The sequence below is a fragment of the Arenibacter sp. ARW7G5Y1 genome (assembly GCF_003201775.1).
In the GTDB taxonomy this organism is placed as follows: Bacteria; Bacteroidota; Bacteroidia; order Flavobacteriales; family Flavobacteriaceae; genus Arenibacter.
In genome coordinates this window covers 343,463-364,362 of sequence record NZ_QJJZ01000004.1, presented here as the reverse complement: position 1 = coordinate 364,362, position 20,900 = coordinate 343,463, and the positions used below count along the sequence as shown (strand labels likewise).

General features: G+C 40.9%; 16 protein-coding genes. 14 read left to right on the top strand and 2 right to left on the bottom strand.

All coding sequences use genetic code 11. The annotated features are described in order from the left end of the window. The first annotated feature begins 29 nt into the window (after window positions 1–29). Window positions 30–2,936, top strand: coding sequence for a PEP/pyruvate-binding domain-containing protein (locus C7972_RS08505; RefSeq protein ID WP_110355776.1), 2,907 nt, complete (start codon window positions 30–32; stop codon window positions 2,934–2,936). 1 nt (window position 2,937) lies between these two features. Continuing rightward, complete coding sequence (locus C7972_RS08500; protein WP_110355775.1) at window positions 2,938–4,197, top strand: serine hydrolase; 1,260 nt, start codon at window positions 2,938–2,940, stop codon at window positions 4,195–4,197. A 4-nt stretch (window positions 4,198–4,201) separates the two neighbouring features. Here C7972_RS08500 and C7972_RS08495 read toward each other — a convergent pair whose 3' ends face one another. Together C7972_RS08495 and C7972_RS08490 are read right to left on the bottom strand one after the other, a co-directional pair. Further along, window positions 4,202–7,042 carry an Npt1/Npt2 family nucleotide transporter gene (locus C7972_RS08495; RefSeq protein WP_258364798.1) on the bottom strand — a complete coding sequence of 947 codons (2,841 nt, stop codon included), beginning with the start codon at window positions 7,040–7,042 and terminating at the stop codon, window positions 4,202–4,204. Between the two features lie 126 nt (window positions 7,043–7,168). Further along, complete coding sequence (locus C7972_RS08490; RefSeq protein ID WP_110355774.1) at window positions 7,169–8,110, bottom strand: serine hydrolase; 942 nt, start codon at window positions 8,108–8,110, stop codon at window positions 7,169–7,171. A 369-nt stretch (window positions 8,111–8,479) separates the two neighbouring features. On the opposite strand from C7972_RS08490, the gene udk reads away from it, so the two are divergent. The 12 genes from udk (at window position 8,480) to C7972_RS08430 (ending at window position 20,849) form a co-directional block, all read left to right on the top strand. Beyond that, window positions 8,480–9,088, top strand: coding sequence for a uridine kinase (gene udk / locus C7972_RS08485; protein ID WP_110355773.1), 609 nt, complete (start codon window positions 8,480–8,482; stop codon window positions 9,086–9,088). Between the two features lie 6 nt (window positions 9,089–9,094). Continuing rightward, the gene (locus C7972_RS08480; RefSeq protein WP_110355772.1) at window positions 9,095–9,427 is read left to right on the top strand and encodes a septum formation initiator family protein; all 333 of its coding nucleotides are present in this window, start codon (window positions 9,095–9,097) and stop codon (window positions 9,425–9,427) included. Beyond that, window positions 9,420–10,802, top strand: coding sequence for a methylmalonyl-CoA mutase subunit beta (locus C7972_RS08475; RefSeq protein WP_110355771.1), 1,383 nt, complete (start codon window positions 9,420–9,422; stop codon window positions 10,800–10,802). The genes C7972_RS08480 and C7972_RS08475 overlap by 8 nt, the downstream gene beginning before the upstream one ends. A 78-nt stretch (window positions 10,803–10,880) precedes the next feature. Further along, entirely contained in the window at window positions 10,881–13,055 is a 2,175-nt protein-coding gene (scpA, locus tag C7972_RS08470) for a methylmalonyl-CoA mutase (RefSeq protein ID WP_110355770.1), read from the top strand. Window positions 13,056–13,410: 355 nt separating this feature from the next. Further along, the gene (locus C7972_RS08465; RefSeq protein ID WP_110355843.1) at window positions 13,411–14,184 is read left to right on the top strand and encodes a ParA family protein; all 774 of its coding nucleotides are present in this window, start codon (window positions 13,411–13,413) and stop codon (window positions 14,182–14,184) included. Further along, the gene (locus tag C7972_RS08460; RefSeq protein WP_110355769.1) at window positions 14,184–15,110 is read left to right on the top strand and encodes a ParB/RepB/Spo0J family partition protein; all 927 of its coding nucleotides are present in this window, start codon (window positions 14,184–14,186) and stop codon (window positions 15,108–15,110) included. The genes C7972_RS08465 and C7972_RS08460 overlap by 1 nt, the downstream gene beginning before the upstream one ends. Then, window positions 15,103–15,750 (top strand): DUF5683 domain-containing protein, encoded by a 648-nt coding sequence (locus C7972_RS08455; protein ID WP_110355768.1) that lies wholly within the window; start codon window positions 15,103–15,105, stop codon window positions 15,748–15,750. The genes C7972_RS08460 and C7972_RS08455 overlap by 8 nt, the downstream gene beginning before the upstream one ends. A gap of 3 nt (window positions 15,751–15,753) precedes the next feature. After that, entirely contained in the window at window positions 15,754–16,455 is a 702-nt protein-coding gene (dapB, locus tag C7972_RS08450; RefSeq protein ID WP_110355767.1) for a 4-hydroxy-tetrahydrodipicolinate reductase, read from the top strand. Window positions 16,456–16,539: 84 nt separating this feature from the next. Beyond that, complete coding sequence (lepB, locus tag C7972_RS08445; RefSeq protein WP_110355766.1) at window positions 16,540–18,270, top strand: signal peptidase I; 1,731 nt, start codon at window positions 16,540–16,542, stop codon at window positions 18,268–18,270. A 107-nt stretch (window positions 18,271–18,377) separates the two neighbouring features. After that, on the top strand, window positions 18,378–19,010 hold the full coding sequence (locus tag C7972_RS08440) for a WbqC family protein (protein ID WP_110355765.1): 633 nt from the start codon (window positions 18,378–18,380) through the stop codon (window positions 19,008–19,010). Further along, entirely contained in the window at window positions 19,003–19,311 is a 309-nt protein-coding gene (locus C7972_RS08435; RefSeq protein ID WP_110355764.1) for a DUF6122 family protein, read from the top strand. The genes C7972_RS08440 and C7972_RS08435 overlap by 8 nt, the downstream gene beginning before the upstream one ends. Window positions 19,312–19,535: 224 nt before the next feature. Beyond that, window positions 19,536–20,849, top strand: coding sequence for a Gfo/Idh/MocA family protein (locus tag C7972_RS08430; protein ID WP_110355763.1), 1,314 nt, complete (start codon window positions 19,536–19,538; stop codon window positions 20,847–20,849). The last annotated feature ends 51 nt before the right edge of the window (window positions 20,850–20,900 follow it).

Sequence of the window (20,900 nt, the reverse complement as noted above, 5' to 3'; positions counted from 1 at the left end):
ATACACTTTGGAACTGCCATTACAACGCTATGAAAAAACATACATTTATATATATCCTTCTTTTTTGTTTTCCACTGCTAAGTCCGGGTCAAAAACTGGGCAATGAGGAAATAAAGGATTTGATCAATTCCTACAAAAAGGATATCCGCGGACCTTACAAAGAAATTCGTTGGTTCTGTACAGATGGGAGCATACGCCAACCCAAAGACCCTTGTCCCGATAATATTGGACCTGGAGTACAACACGCCACCTATAAAAGCTCGGTTATCGACTTAGGAAAGAGCAACCACCTTTTTTTAGGTCAAATTTTATCCTACACTTCCAAAGAGGAATTATGGGACGCAGAAAATAATCATTCCCGCCTTAAGCAGTACCAATTGGACAAGTATTTAAGAACCGTTGACAATGGCTGGATCCTTGAAAGGGGGCAGTACTATCGTGGGGCTACACAGGCAGAGGACGAAGAGGCCTGGGGTTTGGATTTTTACAATTGGCTGTTGTCCAACACCGAGAATTTAATCAAACATTTTTATCTCGTTCGACAATCATTAAAGGATATTCCACATAATGGCGATGACAATCTGGCCCAAAAAATAAGGAGCGATTCCAAAGTAATATCGGATTTAATCCCTGAATTCATGGATTTAAGGGTCAAAATCCATAGTCGGCCAGATGCTGGGGATATTAATAAAGTAAAGGACTTTAGATCTAAAAACAGCCATAAACTAACCAATGGGGTTAAAACAAAAATAGATGCTCTGGTGTCTGCCATGGCCAGTTTCTACAAACCTGTAGATATTGCGCAAATTCAGAAAAATACTCCCCTTGTTAAAGACAGCCCTATCGGGGCTTCCATCAAAGATTTTACCCGTAGTTACAGTGGAGAAACAAATGCTGCAGAGCTTATTCCCGCTACGGCCGAATTGCTTTTAAATATAAGACAGGCCATCTTAAAAGAAGAAAATGCATCGGCCCGCCTCCAGTTATTGGACGCCTCCCTGAAGTTGGAAGAAGTAATATTTAAAAATTCTCCCCAGTGGCAGCCACAAGATCTAAACGGTTTATTGGACAAGGTTTGTTATTTGGGAATGGCGAATGCCGGTGCAGGTTATATAGAACTGGCAGAATGGGAACAACTCAATTTATCGCTAAAAGGATCCGGCAGCAGTACCATGTCCCTTGGGCAACTAACCACAGTATTGGAAAATGCACGTAGGGAAGTGGAATGGAGCTCTTCCATGGTAAAGGCCAATTATCAGGATATCGTGGATATTTATACCGGTTTTGAACCTAAGACATATGGTTTTATAGATGATAGAATTAGAGGTTCCATTGCCCTACATTTAGGTCAGACTGTAGGAGAATTGGGCGATCTCATCGCCCAGGAATCCGCTTTGACCAATAAGGTCATGGACATAGACAACCAAAGTGGCCTACGGGGCCTAAACCCTGGTTATGCCCTTGGTGAATTGGTAGTAGTAGGTGGTTCCCCAGATGAAATAGAAGTATCCTCGGACAAGATTTATATTTTTCAAAGACCACCTTCCGATCTTAAACCGGTAGCTGGTATTGCTACCGTATCCGAAGGAAACATGGTATCCCATGTGCAATTGCTGGCTCGGAATATGGGTATTCCCAATGCCGCCCTGGGCGATGAAAACCTTAAAGATCTTAAAAAATACAACGGAGAAAAAGTGTTTTATGCGGTATCCAACAAGGGCAACATTATTATGAAGTTGGAAAAGGACATGTCCGAGGAGGAACGCCATTTGTTCATTAAAATAGAGCGCAAAGAAGAAAGAATTAAAGTACCCATTGAGAATATACGCCTGGACCAAAATGCCATATTAAACCTTAGGGCAGTGGACGCAGACGATTCCGGTAAACTTTGCGGTCCAAAAGCGGCCAACTTGGGACAGTTAAAAAAAATGTTCCCGGAAATGGTAGTCGAAGGTCTGGTGATTCCCTTCGGAATCTTTAGGGACCATATGGACCAAACCATGCCCGGTGCGCAAGCCAGCTATTGGGAATTTTTAAACTCCACCTTTAAGCAGGCCGAAAAAATGAGGGCCGAAGGCAAATCTGAAGGAGAGGTTGAAAGCTATCAATTACGGCAATTGGAAATCTTGAGGGAGGCCATTAAAAAAATGCCCATGAAACCCCAATTCATTGCCCTCCTGGAAAATGGGTTCAAAGAGGTATTGGGTAAGGAGATGGGGGAAATTCCAGTTTTCCTGAGAAGTGACACCAACATGGAGGATTTGAAGAATTTTACCGGTGCTGGATTAAACCTTACCATTTTCAACGTAGCGGCCAAGGAAAAAATTATATCTGGAATTAAGGATGTATGGGCATCCCCCTACTCTGAACGCAGTTTTAAATGGCGCCAGAAATACCTCCTAAATCCGGAAAATGTTTTCCCCTCCATTTTAATAATTCCCAGTGTGGATGTGGACTATTCCGGAGTATTGATCACCAAGGGCATAAGTTCCGGTAATCCTGATGATCTTACCATAGCCTTTAGCAGGGGGGCAGGGGGTGCTGTAGATGGCCAATCGGCAGAAACTTATCTGATCAAGGATACCGGTGGCGCCCAACTTTTGGCACCCGCCAGGGAAATGTACCATAATCGCCTTCCCGCAACCGGAGGAACGGAGAAAAAAATGTCCACCTTTGAGAATTTCATCCTCAACCAAAAAAATATGGAGGAAATAAGTGCATTGGCCAAAACCATTCGCGAAACTATGCCCTCTGCAACCCAATCGGATTATACAGGGGCCTATGACGTGGAATTGGGATTCCAGAACAATAAGTTGTGGCTGTTTCAAATACGCCCTTTTGTAGAAAATAAAAAAGCGTTAAGCTCCGATTATTTGGAATCTATTACGCCAAAAATCGATTTGGACAAAAACATTCCCCTTTCTAAAAAAATATAGGATGCAAAAGAATATTAAATATATTGTTTTATTGCTGATATGTTCGGCCTTTACCACCATGAGCTACTACCCCATTGATGGGTATTTACATACTGGAATCAAACGGTTGAAGTATATAGAGCTTGTTAAAAGTGGAGAGATTAAATCGACCACTGTTATCCCTCCAGGGGCCCAAAAGTCCTACATGGATATTGAATTGAACCTAATATCAAAAAAGGAGGACAGTACAGCCACCTTCCTAAACGTAGATGAGCAATTCCAAAAGGATATCAATGCGCTTTTTAGGGGGTTGGACAAGAGTTATTCCATTACCGTATTGGATATTTCTGATATTGACAGTATTAGATATGCCAAGCGAAACGAAACTTCCGGCTATCAACCGGGCAGTGTTGGCAAACTGGCCGTAATGGTAGCTTTGTTCACCCAATTGAAAAATATATATCCGGATTCCTTTGAAAAGCGACTGGAGCTTTTGCGTTCCAAATCAGTGAAATCGGGCGTTTGGGGACTAACGGATGAACATACCGTTCCTATTTTTAATGTAGAAACCAATAAGCTAGTGAAAAGGCAAGTCATAGCCAGTGATGTTTTTACATTGTTTGAATGGGCAGACCACATGTTATCCGTTAGTAACAACGGGGCAGCGAGCATTGTATGGCGGGAAGCCTTATTGATGGCCGCCTTCGGAGAATCGTACCCCACCTTGACCCAGGAAGAAGCGGATACCTACTTCACCACAACCCCAAAAAAGGAATTGACAGATTTGGCCAATGACGTGGTAAACCTGCCCCTACGGGAACTGGGAATAACAACAAACGAATGGCGTTTAGGGAGCTTTTTTACTTCAGGCCCCAACCGCTATGTAGGCGATAAAGGGGGCAGTATTGGTTCTCCTGTGGGATTGATGAAATTCTTGATACAGATGGAGCAAGGCAAGGTGGTGGACCAGGAATCGAGCCTGGAAATGAAACGACTTATGTATATGACGGACCGAAGGATCAGATATGCACAATCCACAGCCCTAAAGCCTGCTGCCGTCTATTTTAAATCGGGCAGTCTCTATAAATGTGATAGAAGTACAGGCGAAAGCTGTGGAAAATATATGGGCAACGTAACCAACTATATGAATTCCGTGGCCATTGTAGAACATCCTGACAATTGCAAATATATGGTAGTGCTTATGACCAACGTCTTGCGCAAGAATTCAGCAACGGACCACATGACCTTGGCCAGTAGCGTCGACAAAATTATTAGACGCTAATTTTTTAATGGTTACCCAGGATTTCGGCCGCCTTTTTTCGTGCCTTTTCATTGGGATCCGCCAAAACCATTTCCAAAAGGGGAGTAAATTTAGGGTCCTTGGTTTTTTCAATCAAGTAAAGTACCGCCAGTTTAAGTTTAATATCCTTTCGTTTCAATAGGGCCAAATAGCTTTCTGATTCGCTAAGTACCTTAACATTCAGATTTTTTAGATTTTCTTCCGAAATGACCCCCACTTGAAAAATGGATTCCGCAACAGGAATCAATTCCTTTTTTAGCTGAATATCCAGAATATTGTCCAAAAACTCAATGGCATGTAAACGTTGCTCCTCCTGACCTTTTAAAATGGCATTTAAAATGGGGTCTACATCCTGTGGCGGGTATTTTACCCCCAAGAATTGAAAAATTCGTTTTAATTGCCTGTCCAATCTCAGTTCCAATAAATGGATAAGGCCATTTCTGGCTTCATTTTCTTCCTTGGTCTCCATTTTTTCAGGGTTCTTCTTGTACTGCAATACTATTTGGGTATGGATCACGGACAGGGTACTTTGATACAGATGGCACTCGTCCAAGATCTTATCTACAATAAACCGATCCCTAATTTGAAGGTGGGGATATTTCCACTTTAAGTGTTTTAAGGCTTCAATAGCTTCTATTTTCACTGTGTGTTCCATATCCCCAGTAAGTTTCATCAAGGTATTGATGGCCTTTTGAGAATTAAACTTTCCAATAACCATAACCACATAGGCACTATCGTCAGGGTCTATGCTTTCCTTTCTCAAGCCCTCAAACAAAATATCCATAATGGGCTCTCCATAATAGTAAAGGGCCTCCATTGCCGATTTCCTGGTTTCCTTGCCCGATAACCTGGAAACTATTGGTTCTATAAACTCTTTGTCCAGTGTTTTTGATGCCGCTAAAATCGCAGTATTTGCAATCAGAACATTATCGGAATATAGATGTTCCCTTATTACAGGGTAGCAACTTTCTACCTTGGCATTTCCAATGGTTTCCAAAATGGCCAATATCTTATGGATATTTTCCTGATCGGTATAGTTCGGCGATAACTGGGCTAGAGTATTTTCAATTCTTTGTTCCAAACCAAATCGGTCCTGCATCACCCTATTATTGCGCAATTCCATGGACAAGCCAATTAGGGCCGCATTGGCAATGGTATTGTCCTCCACCGATAGGTATTTGTCCAAAAGTTCCACGGGGTTTTGTTGATAGCGCTTCAATAAATACCGAAAGGCAACGGTGGTCACTTGTTGATCCATATCATAGATCATGGGCTCTACTGTAGAACATAAATTTTCCTTGTTCAAAAAATAAAGATTTTCAATAGCCAAAGCCCTCACCTTGGCAGAAGGGTGCCCCAACAGATTTTTGATTGCCATAAAGAAACGTTCATCCTTTACTTCCAGTGTTTTATGCAACATGTGCAATATCTGGTTTTCGTTCCCCGTTTCAAATACCCGGATTACCGTATCTATAATGGATGTGATCTTTATTTCCGATTTGCCAACCTTCTCTTTTTTCGACGGATTATAATCCAGCAAGCTCTTAAAAGAAATTATATATTCATTCCTCAAATGATATATAAAATATAACCAGATTAGAATTAGCCCTATTATTATTATACTAATGTAGGTAGATGATATTTCCAGACCATTTATAAAAAAGATTAGAATAAACCCGGCCATCCCGGTAGCTATGCTATCTACAACCACATCCGTAAATGTTTTGGTCTTTTTTTTAATTTCTATGGGTATGGGTATGGATAGTAATTCCGTGGCTGCCTTATTTACAGACTGTTTTAAACTTCCGTCCACAATTTTTATAAATACCACTACCCAAAGTTGTGGCACTACCAATAACAAAAAAGAGCCCAACAATATTCCCGAAGGCAGCCAAAGCAAGGATTTGCCCACACCAAAAGTTCCTACTATACGCTTGGTGAGGAACAGCTGTATCAAAAGGGAGATAACGCTCAAGGTAGAAAACCAAAATCCGAAAAAAGATGTTAACTCATCCTGATCTTTAATAAACCTGGAGGCGTAATCGCTATACTGGTAATCTACCAATTTGGCCACTAAAACGCTTATTCCGATAACTACTGCAATTAAGCTAAGTAATTTGGATTGCTTGATAAGTCTAAAAGGGGACTCGGATTTGGGATTGGAACGGTTCGATACTTGGAAAGGGTTGAGTTTCAGTACTTCATTTTTCCAGATATAACGGGTAATGGGCAAACAGCACATCAACAAAACGGCGGCAACAAACAATAAATCCTCCGTATAAAGGATATTGGTCAACAAAGAAGTGAGGTATCCCCCAAATATTCCACCGGCAATAGCTCCGGCACCAATAAAGCCAAATACGCGCTTGGCTTCCCTAACATTATAAACCAGATTGGCCATGACCCAAAACTGGGAAGCTGTCAACAGTCCAAAAATGGCCACCCAGATATAAGGTATATACAATGCCAGACCGTAACCCAGATTAAAATTCAAGGCCACCCCAAATATTACCAAAGAAATAACGGAGCCCAATAAAGTGCGGTCCACTATAATATTCAATGGATACTTTTCCAGGGCCCTATCGTAAAAAAAAGAGCCCACAACCGCCATTATTGCTGTTAAAACATAGCCCAAAGGCAATGCTTCCGAAGAGAGTTCAGAAAGAAAAAGGGAATTAATGGTTGGTTTTACTATCAATAAAACCGTAATAATGAGGAATATATTTAATTGAAGCAGAAGCGTTTTGGTCAGTTCCTCCTCTTTTAAATCAAAAGCCCTTAAAAGATAGGTTTTAACGGTTCTAACAAATGAAATTAGGTAGTTCAAGTTTTATGCATTTTAATGGTATCCAAAAGCACTCCTATCCAAAACCGATCCATAAAAGATTAGGGCCAAAATTACTTTATTGGCAGACATTTAACGAATAAACAAAAGGAAATCTTCTCAATAGAATTAGTTAACGGCAAAATGCACCCGCTCTGCCTTTAGCACCTTTTCTATTGGTCTTACCAAGTCCCGAATAATTTGCTCACCTCCCGCATCATCTATCAAAGCTACCAAAATGTAGCGGCGATTGGGATTATTTCCCCAAACTAAAATGGAATCGGAATGAAAGGTTCTCCAAGAGCCCGACTTTCTGTACAATCTGGCATCGGGAGCGATATTGTCCAAGGTATTTACGAATTTATGATGTAGTTCGGGATCTCCCATAATATCCAACATCTGCTTGGATCGGCCCTTATTTACCAATTTACCATTGGCCAAGAGATAATAATACCTACACACTTGGTCTACTGTGGCGGCATGCGACAAATTCTTTAGGGGCTCCCTATTGGTATCCCCACCACTTCCATATCTTTTCCCGACCCATAATCCACCGCCCCGACTCTCATCATAGAACATATATTTTGGATCGGTCATAACGGACTGTATTTTGTCATATCCCAAACGATCTATCATTCGCGTAGTTGCCTCATTGTTGGATTTGCTAATCATAGAACGCATATCCTTCCTAATTTCCGGAGTCTCCTTAAGTTCCCCTTTTTCAATGGCATCCATTGAGGATAAGAGTACTGCTATTTTAGGCAAACTGGCAGCGTACATCATATAATCACCATTAATACTGGCATATTTTACATTTTCAGGATTGGAGAGGTCTACTATTCCAACAGCCATCTTGTTGTTGTTCATTAAAGATCTCCAGCCGGGATTGGACATAAGCTCCTTTTCCAAACTTTTTTGCAATTCATTATTTACCAAACTGGGCAAGGGCTTTATTTTGGAATCGTCTATACTAATGGGCAAGTCCTTTTGTGCAATTGCCAAACTAGAACAAAAAACAACACATAATATTCCAAATATACGTGTCTGCAATTCAAAATAAATTTTACCCATTATATAAATTCTAAAGTACTGTTTATTGCCAAATAAAATGAATCGTTATAACAAAAGAACCACCCTCCAACCCCATCAAAGATATTCCAAATTAGCTTTGGAAATTTGTTAATTTTTTGGGGCTGTAATAAAAAAATAACTTAAAGAATATAACGCTATTTTTGTCATTTTCTGATTTGTGCCTGTTAAATTATTTCAAGATCCGGGAAATAAAAATCCACCCACCAACCTAAAAATTATAGTCTTCCCAATTACTTCCTATACTTACGCTGAATGCCCATAAAAAGATTACTTGTAAATACAGGGGCATCCATTTTAATTATTACGGTTTGATTGCAAATTGTTATTTTTGGAACAAATTATATAAACATGTTGATTATTGGTATTGCGGGTGGAACGGGTTGTGGAAAAACTACCGTTGTAAATCAAATAATAAACGAGTTGCCTTTTGAGGAAGTTGGGGTTATTTCCCAAGATTCCTATTATTGTGATCTGTCCCATTTATCATATGACGAGCGTTCACAGGTAAATTTTGACCATCCCCGTGCCATAGATTTTGAATTGCTGGGCAACCACTTACAAGATTTAAAGCAGGGGATACCAATTCACCAACCTGTTTACTCTTTTGTTAAACACAACCGCACCAACGACACCATTCTAACGCATCCAAGAAAAGTGATGATCGTAGAAGGTATCCTTATCATGACCAATCCCCAGATCAGGGAAATGTTCGACATTAAAATTTTTGTACATGCCGATTCGGACGAACGATTGATTAGGCGTTTAAAAAGGGATATCACTGAGCGAGGCAGGGATTTGGATGAAGTTTTAACACGATATCAAAACACCCTTAAACCCATGCACAATCAGTTTATAGAGCCTACCAAGGAATATGCGGACATTATAATTCCAAACAACAAGTACAATACCGTGGCGGTAGACATTGTAAGGACCATTATCAACGAAAAATTAAGCTAAACACCAATGGGAATAAAGGGGATAAGAAAGAAAAAATGGTTTGGGGTGGTCACTAATATGTATGTACTGGTGCTGACGGTTTTTGTGGTTTGGATGGTTTTTTTCGACACCAACTCCCTCCTCATACATTGGGAGCTTAAAAAACAAATTAATAATCTGGAAAAACAGAAAGAATTTCTTCATGAAGAAATTGCCAAGGATAAAAAAATTATCGAAAAGCTATCGGACCCAGAGGAGTTGGAAAGATTTGCAAGGGAACAGTATTATATAAAAAAGAAAAATGAAGAAATTTATTTAATTGAGTACGAGGATAGTATAAAAACCAAGGGTGATGAATAAATCCGAACTCTTTAGCGATTTTAACGAGATTTCTTCCAAGGCTTGGAAGCAAAAGATCCAGTATGAGTTGCAAGGAGAGGATTACAACAATAAATTGGTTTGGGAATCTCCCGAGGGCATTAAAGTAAAGCCCTTCTACAACTCCGAAGACCTAAAGGCCATAGGATTATCCGGAAAGCCAAAAAACCAAGGCTGGAGCACAGCACAGGGCATATACGCCGGGAATGCCAAACTGGCCAACAAAAAAGCCTTGGATGCCATAACGAGAGGGGCAGAATGTATCTGTTTTACCGTTCCTTCCTCAGAAATAAATATTCATCAACTGCTTAATGAAATAGATCTTGGCCAAACAATTATCCATTTTGATCTACAATTTCTGTCCGTCCAATACGTGCAATCGCTTTTGACAGTCACAGAAAACCATCTTCAAAAAGTCTTTACCAACATCGATATTGTTGGTCATCTGGCCAGAAATGGCAACTGGCATTACAACCTTGATCAAGATCATAAAATATTAGGTGAAATTCTAAATTTAAATCATGAACAAACCTTGGGAGTGGATATGGCACTCTACGCTAATGCCGGAGCCGATCTGGTTCAACAATTGGCCTATGCCCTTGCGCATGCCAATGAATACCTGAACCATTTAAACAACCACCACAAGGACAAGTTAAAAAATACTGTAACAACCTTTAAGGTGGCGGTTGGGAGCAACTATTTTTTTGAAATAGCAAAGCTGAGGGCCTTACGAATTTTGTTCGGGACGCTTGCCAGGGAATATGGAGCTTTGGAGTATTGCCATATTATTGCCACACCCACTCTGAGAAATAAAACCTTGTACGATTACAATACCAATATGCTTCGCACGGCAACAGAATGTATGTCGGCTATTTTAGGGGGAGCAGATACGATATTGAATATGACATATGACTCTATATATCATAAGGACAATGAATTTGGGGAGCGTATGGCCAGAAATCAACTGTTGATCTTAAAAAATGAAAGTTATTTTGACAAGGTGGACAATGCGGCCGATGGAGCCTATTACATAGAGTCCATTACACATCAACTTTCCTCCAAAGCATTGGATCAATTTAAACAAATTGAAGCGGGTGGTGGATTTCTTGTGCAATTGAAGGCTCATCACATTCAAAAAAAAATAAAGGAAAGCGCCTCCAAGGAACAGGACAGTTTTATGAAAGGTGATAAAATTCTCGTAGGCACCAATAGATATGCCTCCAGATCGGATAAAATGAAGGATAGCTTGGAATTATATCCCTTTGTTAAAACCCATACCCGCAAAACCTTGATTGAACCCATAATTGAAAAAAGATTGTCCGAAGAATGGGAACAGCAGCGATTGAAAACCGAATAAGTGCTCCTTGCGACGATTTCAAAAAGTATTTTATTTCCCAACGGACAAGTATAGATCAGAATAAGACATAAAATAACCATGGCAAGAAAAAACCTTCAACATATTCAACTGAAGTCCGTTCCGGAAAAGAACATTCCGGTTCAGGACCCTGTTTTGCCATATGAGACCGCAGAAGGAATAATACTGAAAAAAAACTATACCAAGGAAGATATTGAGGGTACCGAGCATTTAAATTTTGCCGCAGGCATTCCTCCTTTTCTGCGTGGACCCTATACCACCATGTACGTTAGTAGACCTTGGACTATAAGGCAGTATGCCGGATTCTCGACAGCGGAGGAAAGCAACGCATTTTACAGACGAAATCTCAAGGCAGGACAAAAAGGACTTTCCGTTGCTTTTGATCTACCAACCCATAGAGGATATGACAGTGATCACCCTAGGGTGGTAGGCGATGTGGGCAAAGCCGGTGTAGCCATTGATTCTGTGGAGGACATGAAAATTTTGTTCCAAGATATCCCATTGGATGAGATGTCGGTTTCCATGACGATGAACGGAGCAGTGTTGCCCATAATGGCTTTTTATATCGTAGCTGCAGAGGAACAGGGAGTTTCACCAAAGGATCTTTCGGGAACTATACAGAACGATATTCTTAAGGAATTTATGGTAAGGAACACTTACATCTACCCCCCTGCCCCATCAATGCAGATCGTTGCCGATATTTTTGAATATTCCAGTAGGTTCATGCCCCAATTCAATAGCATTAGTATATCCGGTTATCACATGCACGAAGCCGGGGCCACGGCAGATATAGAACTGGCCTATACCTTGGCCGATGGACTGGAATACATTAGAACCGGTTTAAAGGCGGGGTTGAAAATAGACGATTTTGCTCCAAGATTATCCTTCTTTTGGGGAATAGGGATGAATCATTTTATGGAAATCGCCAAAATGAGGGCCGGAAGAATGCTCTGGGCGAAATTGGTAAAACAGTTTAACCCAAAAAATGAGAAATCCCTTACCCTAAGGACCCATTGTCAAACCAGCGGATGGAGCCTTACCGAACAGGATCCGTTCAACAATATTACCAGAACAACCATAGAGGCGGCCGCAGCGGTTTTTGGTGGCACCCAGAGTCTACATACCAATGCCTTGGACGAAGCCATAGCCCTTCCCACGGATTTTTCCGCACGTATTGCCAGGAACACCCAATTATATTTGCAAAAAGAGACCGAAATCACCAAAACTGTAGACCCTTGGGCCGGTAGTTATTATGTGGAAAAATTAACCGAAGAGATCGTTCAAAAGGCGTGGGCCCTCATAAATGAAGTGGAAGAATTAGGGGGAATGACCAGGGCAATCGACGCGGGAATCCCCAAAATGAGGATCGAAGAGGCAGCCGCAAAAAAACAGGCCCGTATAGATGGTGGCAAAGATATCATTGTTGGCATTAACAAATACCCATCAAAAACGGAGAATAATCTGCAAATATTGGAAGTGGATAATGCCGAGGTCAGAAAACAGCAATTGGCACGATTACAAAGGGTAAGGGCAAATAGAAATGAGCCGGAAGTTCAACAATTGCTTTTGGCACTTACCAAAGTTGCAAAGGAAAGGATGAAACCGAATTCTGCCAAAACAGCCAACATAAATACCGTAGAAGAAGAAAATTTATTAGCTTTAGCCATAAAGGCAGCCAGGGCAAGAGCTACGTTGGGCGAGATCAGCACAGCTTTGGAAAACGCCTTTGGAAGACATAAGGCCATTATAAATTCGTTTACCGGAGTGTATTCAAAAGAAATAAAAGGGGATAACAGCTTTGACAAAGCTAGGCAAATGGCCGACAGTTTTGCCGAGCAGGAAGGCCGTAGACCTAGGATAATGATTGCCAAAATGGGGCAGGACGGTCACGACCGTGGTGCCAAAGTTGTGGCAACCGGATATGCCGATCTAGGTTTTGATGTGGACATTGGCCCTTTGTTCCAGACTCCTGCGGAAGCGGCAAAACAAGCCGTGGAAAACGACGTACATGTTTTAGGGATCTCGTCCTTAGCAGGTGGACATAAGACCCTGGTACCACAGGTACTCCAGGAATTGAAATCCTATGGGCGCGAAGATATTATGGTAATTGTGGGCGGGGTTATACCTAAACAGGATTACGACTTTTTATTGGAAGCAGGTGCCGCTGCCATTTTTGGTCCCGGAACAAAAATAAGCGATACGGCCATCGAAATTTTGAAAATTCTAAGCATATAATACCTTAGGTCCAATACCGGACGAAATGGCTTAAAACTGGTATACCGGCCTTGGATCAAAATCAGGGAATAAGCTTAAGTGGCAGATATTTGGACAATGACCCCTCCTATTTGGTACCTGCTGCCACAATTTCCCTACATTGAGGCTTGTACCTATTAATAATTGTGTCCCATTTAATAAATTGTGTATAAGTGATTCCAAAAAAAACAATAAACCTGTAATTAACTGACTACAAATACCATACAACTTTAACGTACTTTAACTCCAAAGACTACAGTTATTCACCCAGTGTTAACAAATTACATTTTATAACAACTTAAATAATCGTATTTTTACCCCCTAACTTACTATGATAATGGGCAAAATAATTGCTATTGCTAATCAAAAGGGTGGTGTAGGAAAAACTACTACTTCGGTAAATTTGGCCGCCTCTTTGGGTGTATTGGAAAAAAAGGTATTACTAATAGACGCTGACCCCCAGGCTAATGCAACTTCCGGACTAGGTTTGGATGTAGATAGTATTGAATTGGGAACCTACCAACTATTGGAACATACCAAAACCGCCGAAGAAACCATCATTAAGACCTCCTCCCCAAATGTAGATCTTATCCCGGCACATATTGACCTTGTGGCCATTGAAATAGAATTGGTAGACAAGGACGATAGGGAATATATGATGAAAAATGCCATTCGCCATCTTAAGGACCAGTACGATTATATTCTTATAGATTGTGCACCTTCCCTAGGTCTTTTAACATTAAACGCCCTAACTGCGGCCGATTCTGTAATGATTCCCATACAATGTGAATATTTTGCATTGGAAGGATTGGGCAAATTATTAAACACCATAAAAAGTGTCCAAAAAATACACAATCCGGAATTGGATATCGAAGGAATGGTGCTTACTATGTACGATTCCAGATTAAGGCTATCCAACCAGGTAGTGGAAGAGGTAAAAAAGCACTTTTCGGAAATGGTCTTCGACACCATAATACAAAGAAATGTAAGGTTGAGCGAAGCCCCCAGTTATGGTGAAAGCATTATTAAATATGATGCCAGTAGTAAAGGAGCTGCCAATTATTTAAATTTGGCAAATGAAGTAGTTGTGAAAAACAAGGAGACAGTATAATGGCGAAAGCGATAAAAAAACAAGCGTTGGGCCGCGGATTATCGGCCCTATTGAAAGACCCGGAAAACGATATTCAGTCGGCAAGCGACAAGAACGCCGACAAGGTAGTGGGCAATATTGTGGAGTTGGACATGGACTCTATAGATGTGAATCCATTTCAGCCCCGTTCCAATTTCAATGATGAAGCATTACAGGAATTGGCCTCTTCCATAAAGGAACTGGGGGTAATACAGCCAATAACCGTAAGAAAGCTCGATTTCAACAAATATCAATTAGTTTCAGGGGAGCGTAGGTTCAGGGCATCCAAATTAATTGGCCTGGAAACCATACCGGCCTATATCCGTATTGCAAACGATCAGGAGTCCCTAGAAATGGCCTTGGTTGAAAATATTCAACGACAGGATTTAGATCCCATTGAAATAGCACTATCCTACCAAAGATTGATCGACGAGATTCAATTGACCCAAGAAAAAATGAGCGAACGGGTAGGAAAAAAGCGATCTACCATTACCAACTATTTGCGATTACTACGGTTGGATCCCATTATTCAAACCGGTATACGTGACGGTTTTGTTAGTATGGGCCATGGAAGGGCATTGGTAAATGTGGAAAAAAAACAGGACCAAATTGCCCTTTACGAAAAAATTGTAGGTGAAAACCTATCGGTAAGGGATACAGAAAAAGCGGTAAAGGAATATCAGGAAGGCAATACCCAGGCAACATCGGTCACGGCCACCGCTGGAAAGGAGCCAAAGAAAGCTCCCATAAGCCCTGATTTTATCAGCAAAAACCTTGGTGCTTTCTCAGATTATTTATCGGTAAAAGTAGATATTAAGGCCTCAGAAAAAGGTAAAGGAAAAATTACTATCCCCTTTCACTCCAAGGAAGAATTCAATCGGTTAAAAAAATTGATCACGGGTGAGTAAATATCTTGTATCACTGGCTATATATTTTCTTGTCATCAGCTTTGGACTAGCGCAAGAGAAAGAAAGCACTACCCAGGCATCCGATTCTATTACAACCTCTCTTAAAAAAGAGGGGATTACCGTGGTCGACACACTTAAAATCAGAAAAAAGGCCATCAATCCATTGGCTCCAAGTAAGGCTGCCTTCTACTCCGCTGTTTTTCCCGGACTTGGCCAAATATATAACAGACGCTATTGGAAAGCCCCTATAGTCTACGCCATAATTGGTGGCGGCATATATGGCTATATTTACAACGACGACCTATATGACCGTTTTAGGACAGCTTTTAAACGCCGCCAGGCCGGTTTTACTGACGATGAATTTTATGATCTGGGAACCCCCAATGCGCCAGGGGCAGATCCTGACTTTTCGGAAGCCGCGTTGGAAAGTGCCCAGGAAAGATATCAGGAAGACCGGGATCTATGGCTTCTTGTCACCATTGGGATGTACGCCCTAAATATTATAGATGCCAACGTTGATTCACATTTAAAACAATTTAACGTGGATGATGACCTTAGTATGGATTTAAAACCATATTTGGATATGGACGCTATTACCGCCAAACCTGTTTATGGTATGGCATTAACCATTAAGTTTTAATTTATGAATATTGCCTTGTTCGGATATGGTAAAATGGGTAAAATGATTGAAAAGATCGCCCTAAAAAGAAACCATAATATTGTAGCCAAAATTGATTTGGATGCTACGGAAATAAATTTTGCCAAAATTGACGTTGCCATCGATTTTAGTATGCCCAACGCCGCATATGGCAACATTAAAAACTGTCTGGAAAACAATGTTCCCATAATTTCCGGAACTACCGGTTGGCTTCAGGATTACCAAAAAGCCGTGGAACTATGTAAAAAAAATAATGGAGCATTCATTTATGCCTCCAACTTTAGCCTAGGAGTCAATCTATTTTTTGAGCTGAATTCCTATTTGGCCAAATTGATGGCGTCCCAAGACCAATATCAGGTTTCCATGGAGGAAATCCATCATACCCAAAAATTGGATGCCCCTAGCGGAACTGCGATTACTCTGGCCGAAGGCGTTATAGCCAATACCAATTACACCAAATGGAAATTGGACAGTGCCGGGGACAAGGAAATTCCCATAACCGCCAAGCGTATAGCCGATACCCCCGGAACCCATACCGTTTCGTATGAAAGCGAAGTGGATGGCATTGAAATTAAACATACCGCCCATAACCGGGAAGGATTTGCCCTAGGGGCAGTTATTGCAGCAGAGTGGATCGTTGGGAAAACTGGGGTTTTCACTATGAAAGACGTGTTAAACCTTCGTTAAATAACGTAACAAAGAACAAATTATAATGACTTAAGGATAGGCAAATACTTTACAACCGTTAATCCTTAAATAACAATTACCAATATGAACGGCACTCAGTGGATTATTTTTATTTTGATTATTCAGGTGATACATTTTTTAGGCACTTGGAAATTATATGTAAAGGCAGGAAGAAAAGCATGGGAAGCTGCAATCCCCGTTTATAACGCCATTGTGTTGATGCAGATTATCAATAGGCCAAAATGGTGGGTAATCTTGCTTTTTATCCCTATCATTAATTTATTGATGTTTCCTGTAGTCTGGGTGGAAACCCTTAGAAGTTTTGGAAAAAATAGTTTATTGGATACCTGGCTGGCCATATTAACCTTAGGCCTGTACATCTATTATGTGAATTATTTTGAGGAGGTTGTATATATTGAAAACAGGGACATTCATCCCAAGACTGCACTCGGTGAATGGGTCAGTTCCATTGTATTTGCCATTGTGGCCGCTACTTTGGTCCATACCTATTTGATCCAGCCCTTTGTTATACCTACCAGTTCCTTGGAAAAAACCCTATTGGTGGGCGACTTCCTTTTTGTGAGTAAATTTCATTATGGGGCAAGGATACCTATGACTACCGTAGCCGCACCAATGGTTCACGATACCCTGCCCGTACTTAAGACCAGATCCTACGTGGCCGATGTTGATCCTGAAACCTATAAGACTTCGATATGGAATAAATTACAGCTCCCATATTTAAGGCTTCCTGGATTTAAGAAAGTAAAGCGCAATGACATTGTTGTTTTTAGCTGGCCGGCAGATACGGTTTACCAGTTCTTTAAAAAACAGAAGGGAGTGCGCAAACCCATCGATAAAAAATCCAACTATGTAAAGCGTTGTGTTGGAGTACCTGGAGATTCCTTGACCATTAAAGATGGCTATGTTTATATCAACGGAGAAAAAACCGTTTTACCCTATAGGGCAAAACCTGAATTCCTGCATACGGTTACCGTAGACGGACAATTTTCGAATGCCGCTATTGAGCTTTTGGGCAGGGAGAACCTATCAGGAAATGTTATACGGGTACCCAACGCCTCCCTCCAACAGGAACGGGCCACCGAAGTAATAAATGCCATGAATCTGGAATTAATAAAATCCGATTCATCCTACACCTATTACGCCGGTAACGTAGGTAACCAAAAGGTAAAGGACTATTTAAAGTCCGAAGACATGAAGAATATGGCGCTCTTTAATTTAACCGAGGAAGAGGCCAGAAATTATACAGGTAAGGATGGGATTAGCTCAATCGACAAATTTTCATATAGAAATCCCGACACTTCCATTTTTCCTCAAAATGCAGCACATTCAGGCACTGTGGACAATATGGAAACAATATATATTCCTGAAGAGGGAAAAACGGTTCCCCTCAACATGGAAGTACTTCCCATTTATGAAAAGATAATTAAGGAATACGAAGGAAATGACATTAAAGTGAACGGAAACCAAATCCTCATTAATGGTGAAGTTGCCAATTCCTACACTTTTAAACAGAATTATTATTGGATGATGGGCGATAACAGACATAGATCCGAAGACAGCAGATTCTGGGGCTATGTCCCTGAAGACCACATTGTTGGCACCCCTATTTTTATATGGATGAGTATTGATGGCATCAACGACGGCATGAGTAACTGGAAAGTAAGGTGGGATAGGGTCTTTACCACTGTGAACGGAGAAGGCGAGCCTACCTCCTACTTTAAGTACTTCTTGATCCTATTGGCGGCCTGGTTTATATTTGATTTCTTTAGGAAAAAGAAAAAAGTGGATGGTTAAGGAATCAATTGAGCAATAATTAAATGTACCACTTGTTCAACACAAGCTTATCATATATCCCATTGATACATTAAACGTTTTTTTTACATTGATCAATCACAGGAACTATGTCCCTTCTACTTCATCCAAGTTATTTTCCCAATATCGCCAATTTTGCCGCTATTGTTCAAAATGATATTTGCTGGGAAGTAATGGACAATTTTCAAAAGCAAACCTTTCGCAACAGGTGTTATATATGCACAGATTTAGGTATACACATGCTCACTATACCCATAAAACACCTGCGTAACAGTAAAGGGAAGCAAAAGTACCGTAATGTAAAAATAGACAACGATTATCCTTGGCAGAGACAACATTGGCGAACCTTGGAAACCGCTTATAGGACCTCTCCTTTCTTCGAGTTCTACGAAGACGATATTGCTCCATTGTACCACAATACCTTCCCCTCCTTAATGGATTTTAACTTAAAAACAATCGAGACCATATGCAAATGTTTGCAAATTAAAATGCCTTTGGCCAGGACTGAAGTCTTTGAGGTTGGTGCTACGGACAAAATTGATGGCAGGGCTTTGATCAATTCCAAGACAAAGCTGCCATTTCAACAACCACCATATGTACAAGTATTTGGGGACAGAAATGACTTTATTCCTAATTTAAGTATTTTGGACCTTTTATTCAATGAAGGTACCAATACCTTAACCTATCTAAAAAATTTGAACCTAACCCTGACCCATGCTTAGGTTTTGTTTGCATTATGGCATTCATTTTATACTTCCAATCATTATTGGTCTGGTCTTCTTTAAGGAACACCGCCTAAAAATAACATTGATACTATTGGCCGGAATTATTTTGGATCTGGATCATCTATGGGCAGATCCAATTTTTGACCCGATCCGTTGTAGCATCAACTTTCATCCCTTACATACGTATTGGGCCATTGCCAGTTATTTCCTATTACTATTTTTCGCAAAAACCAGGGTCCTCGGAATTGCCTTTTTAATACACATATTGGCAGATACTGTAGACTGCTATTTAATGTAATGTCCATAGCCCCCCTATTTTCCCTATTCAGAAAACTTACCGTCACAATGCATATCCACCTGCTTTTTCCATATACGGTTAATTAATCCTTCTACCGTCCTTGATGCTCCCATTAATAGGACTCCCAAATTAAAAACCGGAAAAAGTCCGTTTAAGCACTTAAGAAAATTATTGCTATTTTGTAAATTCTTTTATCAAGGCTAAATCTAATTGACAACAATACAATGAAAGATCGTAAATCTATTATTTCCACCACCCCTGGAAGAAGGGATTTTATAAAGAAATCCGGCATGGCAATTATAGGGGGGTCGTTAACATATCCCACTATTTCCTTTGGAGCTACAAACACATACAAAGACTCCCCGCTAAAGGTTGGTTTGGTGGGATGTGGCGGACGGGGAACCGGAGCTGCTGCCCAGGCCTTGGAAGCCGACCCCAATGCAGTCCTCTATGCCATGGGCGATGTTTTTGAAGATCGCCTGGAAGAGGCACATTCTGCGCTAATACAGGTTGCTGGAAACAAAGTAAAAGTAGAGGATAAAAACAAATTTATAGGATTCGATGCCTATCTAAGGGTAATTGAGTCCGGTGTAGACGTTGTGCTATTAACAACGCCACCGGCATTTAGACCAGACCATCTTACGGCAGCAGTAAATGCCGGAAAGCATGTTTTCTGTGAAAAACCAGTGGCAGTGGATGCACCTGGTGTGCACAAAGTGCTGGCTGCAGCCAAAATAGCCAAAGAAAAGAACCTTTCCCTGGTATCCGGATTCTGTTTTAGGTATGACTACCCCAATAGGGCCATATATGGTCGCGTTTTGGACGGTGCCATAGGGGATATTAGGACCGTTACCACTTTCCGTCATGGCGGGGAAGCTTGGTACAAGGACCGGCAACCGGACTGGACCGATATGGCATACAATATGCGCAACTGGTATTATTATAATTGGTTGTCCGGCGATTTTGTAGTGGAACAGGCCGTTCATAGTTTGGATATGATGTCTTGGGTAATGGGAGACAAAATGCCCATAAGTGCCACCGGAACAGGCGGGAGACAAGTTAGGGTAGACAAAAAATACGGCAATATTTTTGATCATTTTGCCGTGGAGTTCGAATACGAAAATGGTGCAAAAGGGTATCATTTTACTAGACAACAAAGCGATACTTCGCACAAAAACAGTGTTGAAGTATTTGGTAGCGAAGGCAGTGCCATAGTACATATTGGTCGTAGATATGAAATAACGGGAAAGAACAAATGGACCTATGGGGGTGAAAGAAACAATATGTTCCAGACAGAACACGATGAACTTTTTGCATCCATCAGAAGCGGTAATCCGATCAACAATGGCGAATGGATGGCCACCAGCACCATGTTGGCTATTTGGGCCCGTATGGTTGGTTACACAGGCCAGACCATTAGTTGGGAACAAGCTTTTAATTCACAAGAAATCCTAGGTCCCAAAGTGGATGAATATAATTGGGACCTAAAATGGCCCACGCCCCCTGTGGCCGTTCCCGGTAAAACTAAATTTGTATAATTTCTCCAAACCAAATGCAAACGCACAACAGGTCACAATAGAATGATACAT

Excerpts from the sequence above, each read along its gene's own strand:
- C7972_RS08475 (WP_110355771.1), top strand. The coding sequence starts at position 9,420 with ATGAATAAATCCGAACTCTTTAGCGATTTTAACGAGATTTCTTCCAAG.
- C7972_RS08500 (WP_110355775.1), top strand. The coding sequence starts at position 2,938 with ATGCAAAAGAATATTAAATATATTGTTTTATTGCTGATATGTTCGGCC.
- udk (WP_110355773.1), top strand. The coding sequence starts at position 8,480 with ATGTTGATTATTGGTATTGCGGGTGGAACGGGTTGTGGAAAAACTACC.
- C7972_RS08430 (WP_110355763.1), top strand. The coding sequence starts at position 19,536 with ATGAAAGATCGTAAATCTATTATTTCCACCACCCCTGGAAGAAGGGAT.
- C7972_RS08505 (WP_110355776.1), top strand. The coding sequence starts at position 30 with ATGAAAAAACATACATTTATATATATCCTTCTTTTTTGTTTTCCACTG.
- C7972_RS08480 (WP_110355772.1), top strand. The coding sequence starts at position 9,095 with ATGGGAATAAAGGGGATAAGAAAGAAAAAATGGTTTGGGGTGGTCACT.
- C7972_RS08440 (WP_110355765.1), top strand. The coding sequence starts at position 18,378 with ATGTCCCTTCTACTTCATCCAAGTTATTTTCCCAATATCGCCAATTTT.
- C7972_RS08465 (WP_110355843.1), top strand. The coding sequence starts at position 13,411 with ATGGGCAAAATAATTGCTATTGCTAATCAAAAGGGTGGTGTAGGAAAA.
- dapB (WP_110355767.1), top strand. The coding sequence starts at position 15,754 with ATGAATATTGCCTTGTTCGGATATGGTAAAATGGGTAAAATGATTGAA.
- scpA (WP_110355770.1), top strand. The coding sequence starts at position 10,881 with ATGGCAAGAAAAAACCTTCAACATATTCAACTGAAGTCCGTTCCGGAA.
- lepB (WP_110355766.1), top strand. The coding sequence starts at position 16,540 with ATGAACGGCACTCAGTGGATTATTTTTATTTTGATTATTCAGGTGATA.
- C7972_RS08435 (WP_110355764.1), top strand. The coding sequence starts at position 19,003 with ATGCTTAGGTTTTGTTTGCATTATGGCATTCATTTTATACTTCCAATC.
- C7972_RS08460 (WP_110355769.1), top strand. The coding sequence starts at position 14,184 with ATGGCGAAAGCGATAAAAAAACAAGCGTTGGGCCGCGGATTATCGGCC.
- C7972_RS08490 (WP_110355774.1), bottom strand. The coding sequence starts at position 8,110 with ATGGGTAAAATTTATTTTGAATTGCAGACACGTATATTTGGAATATTA.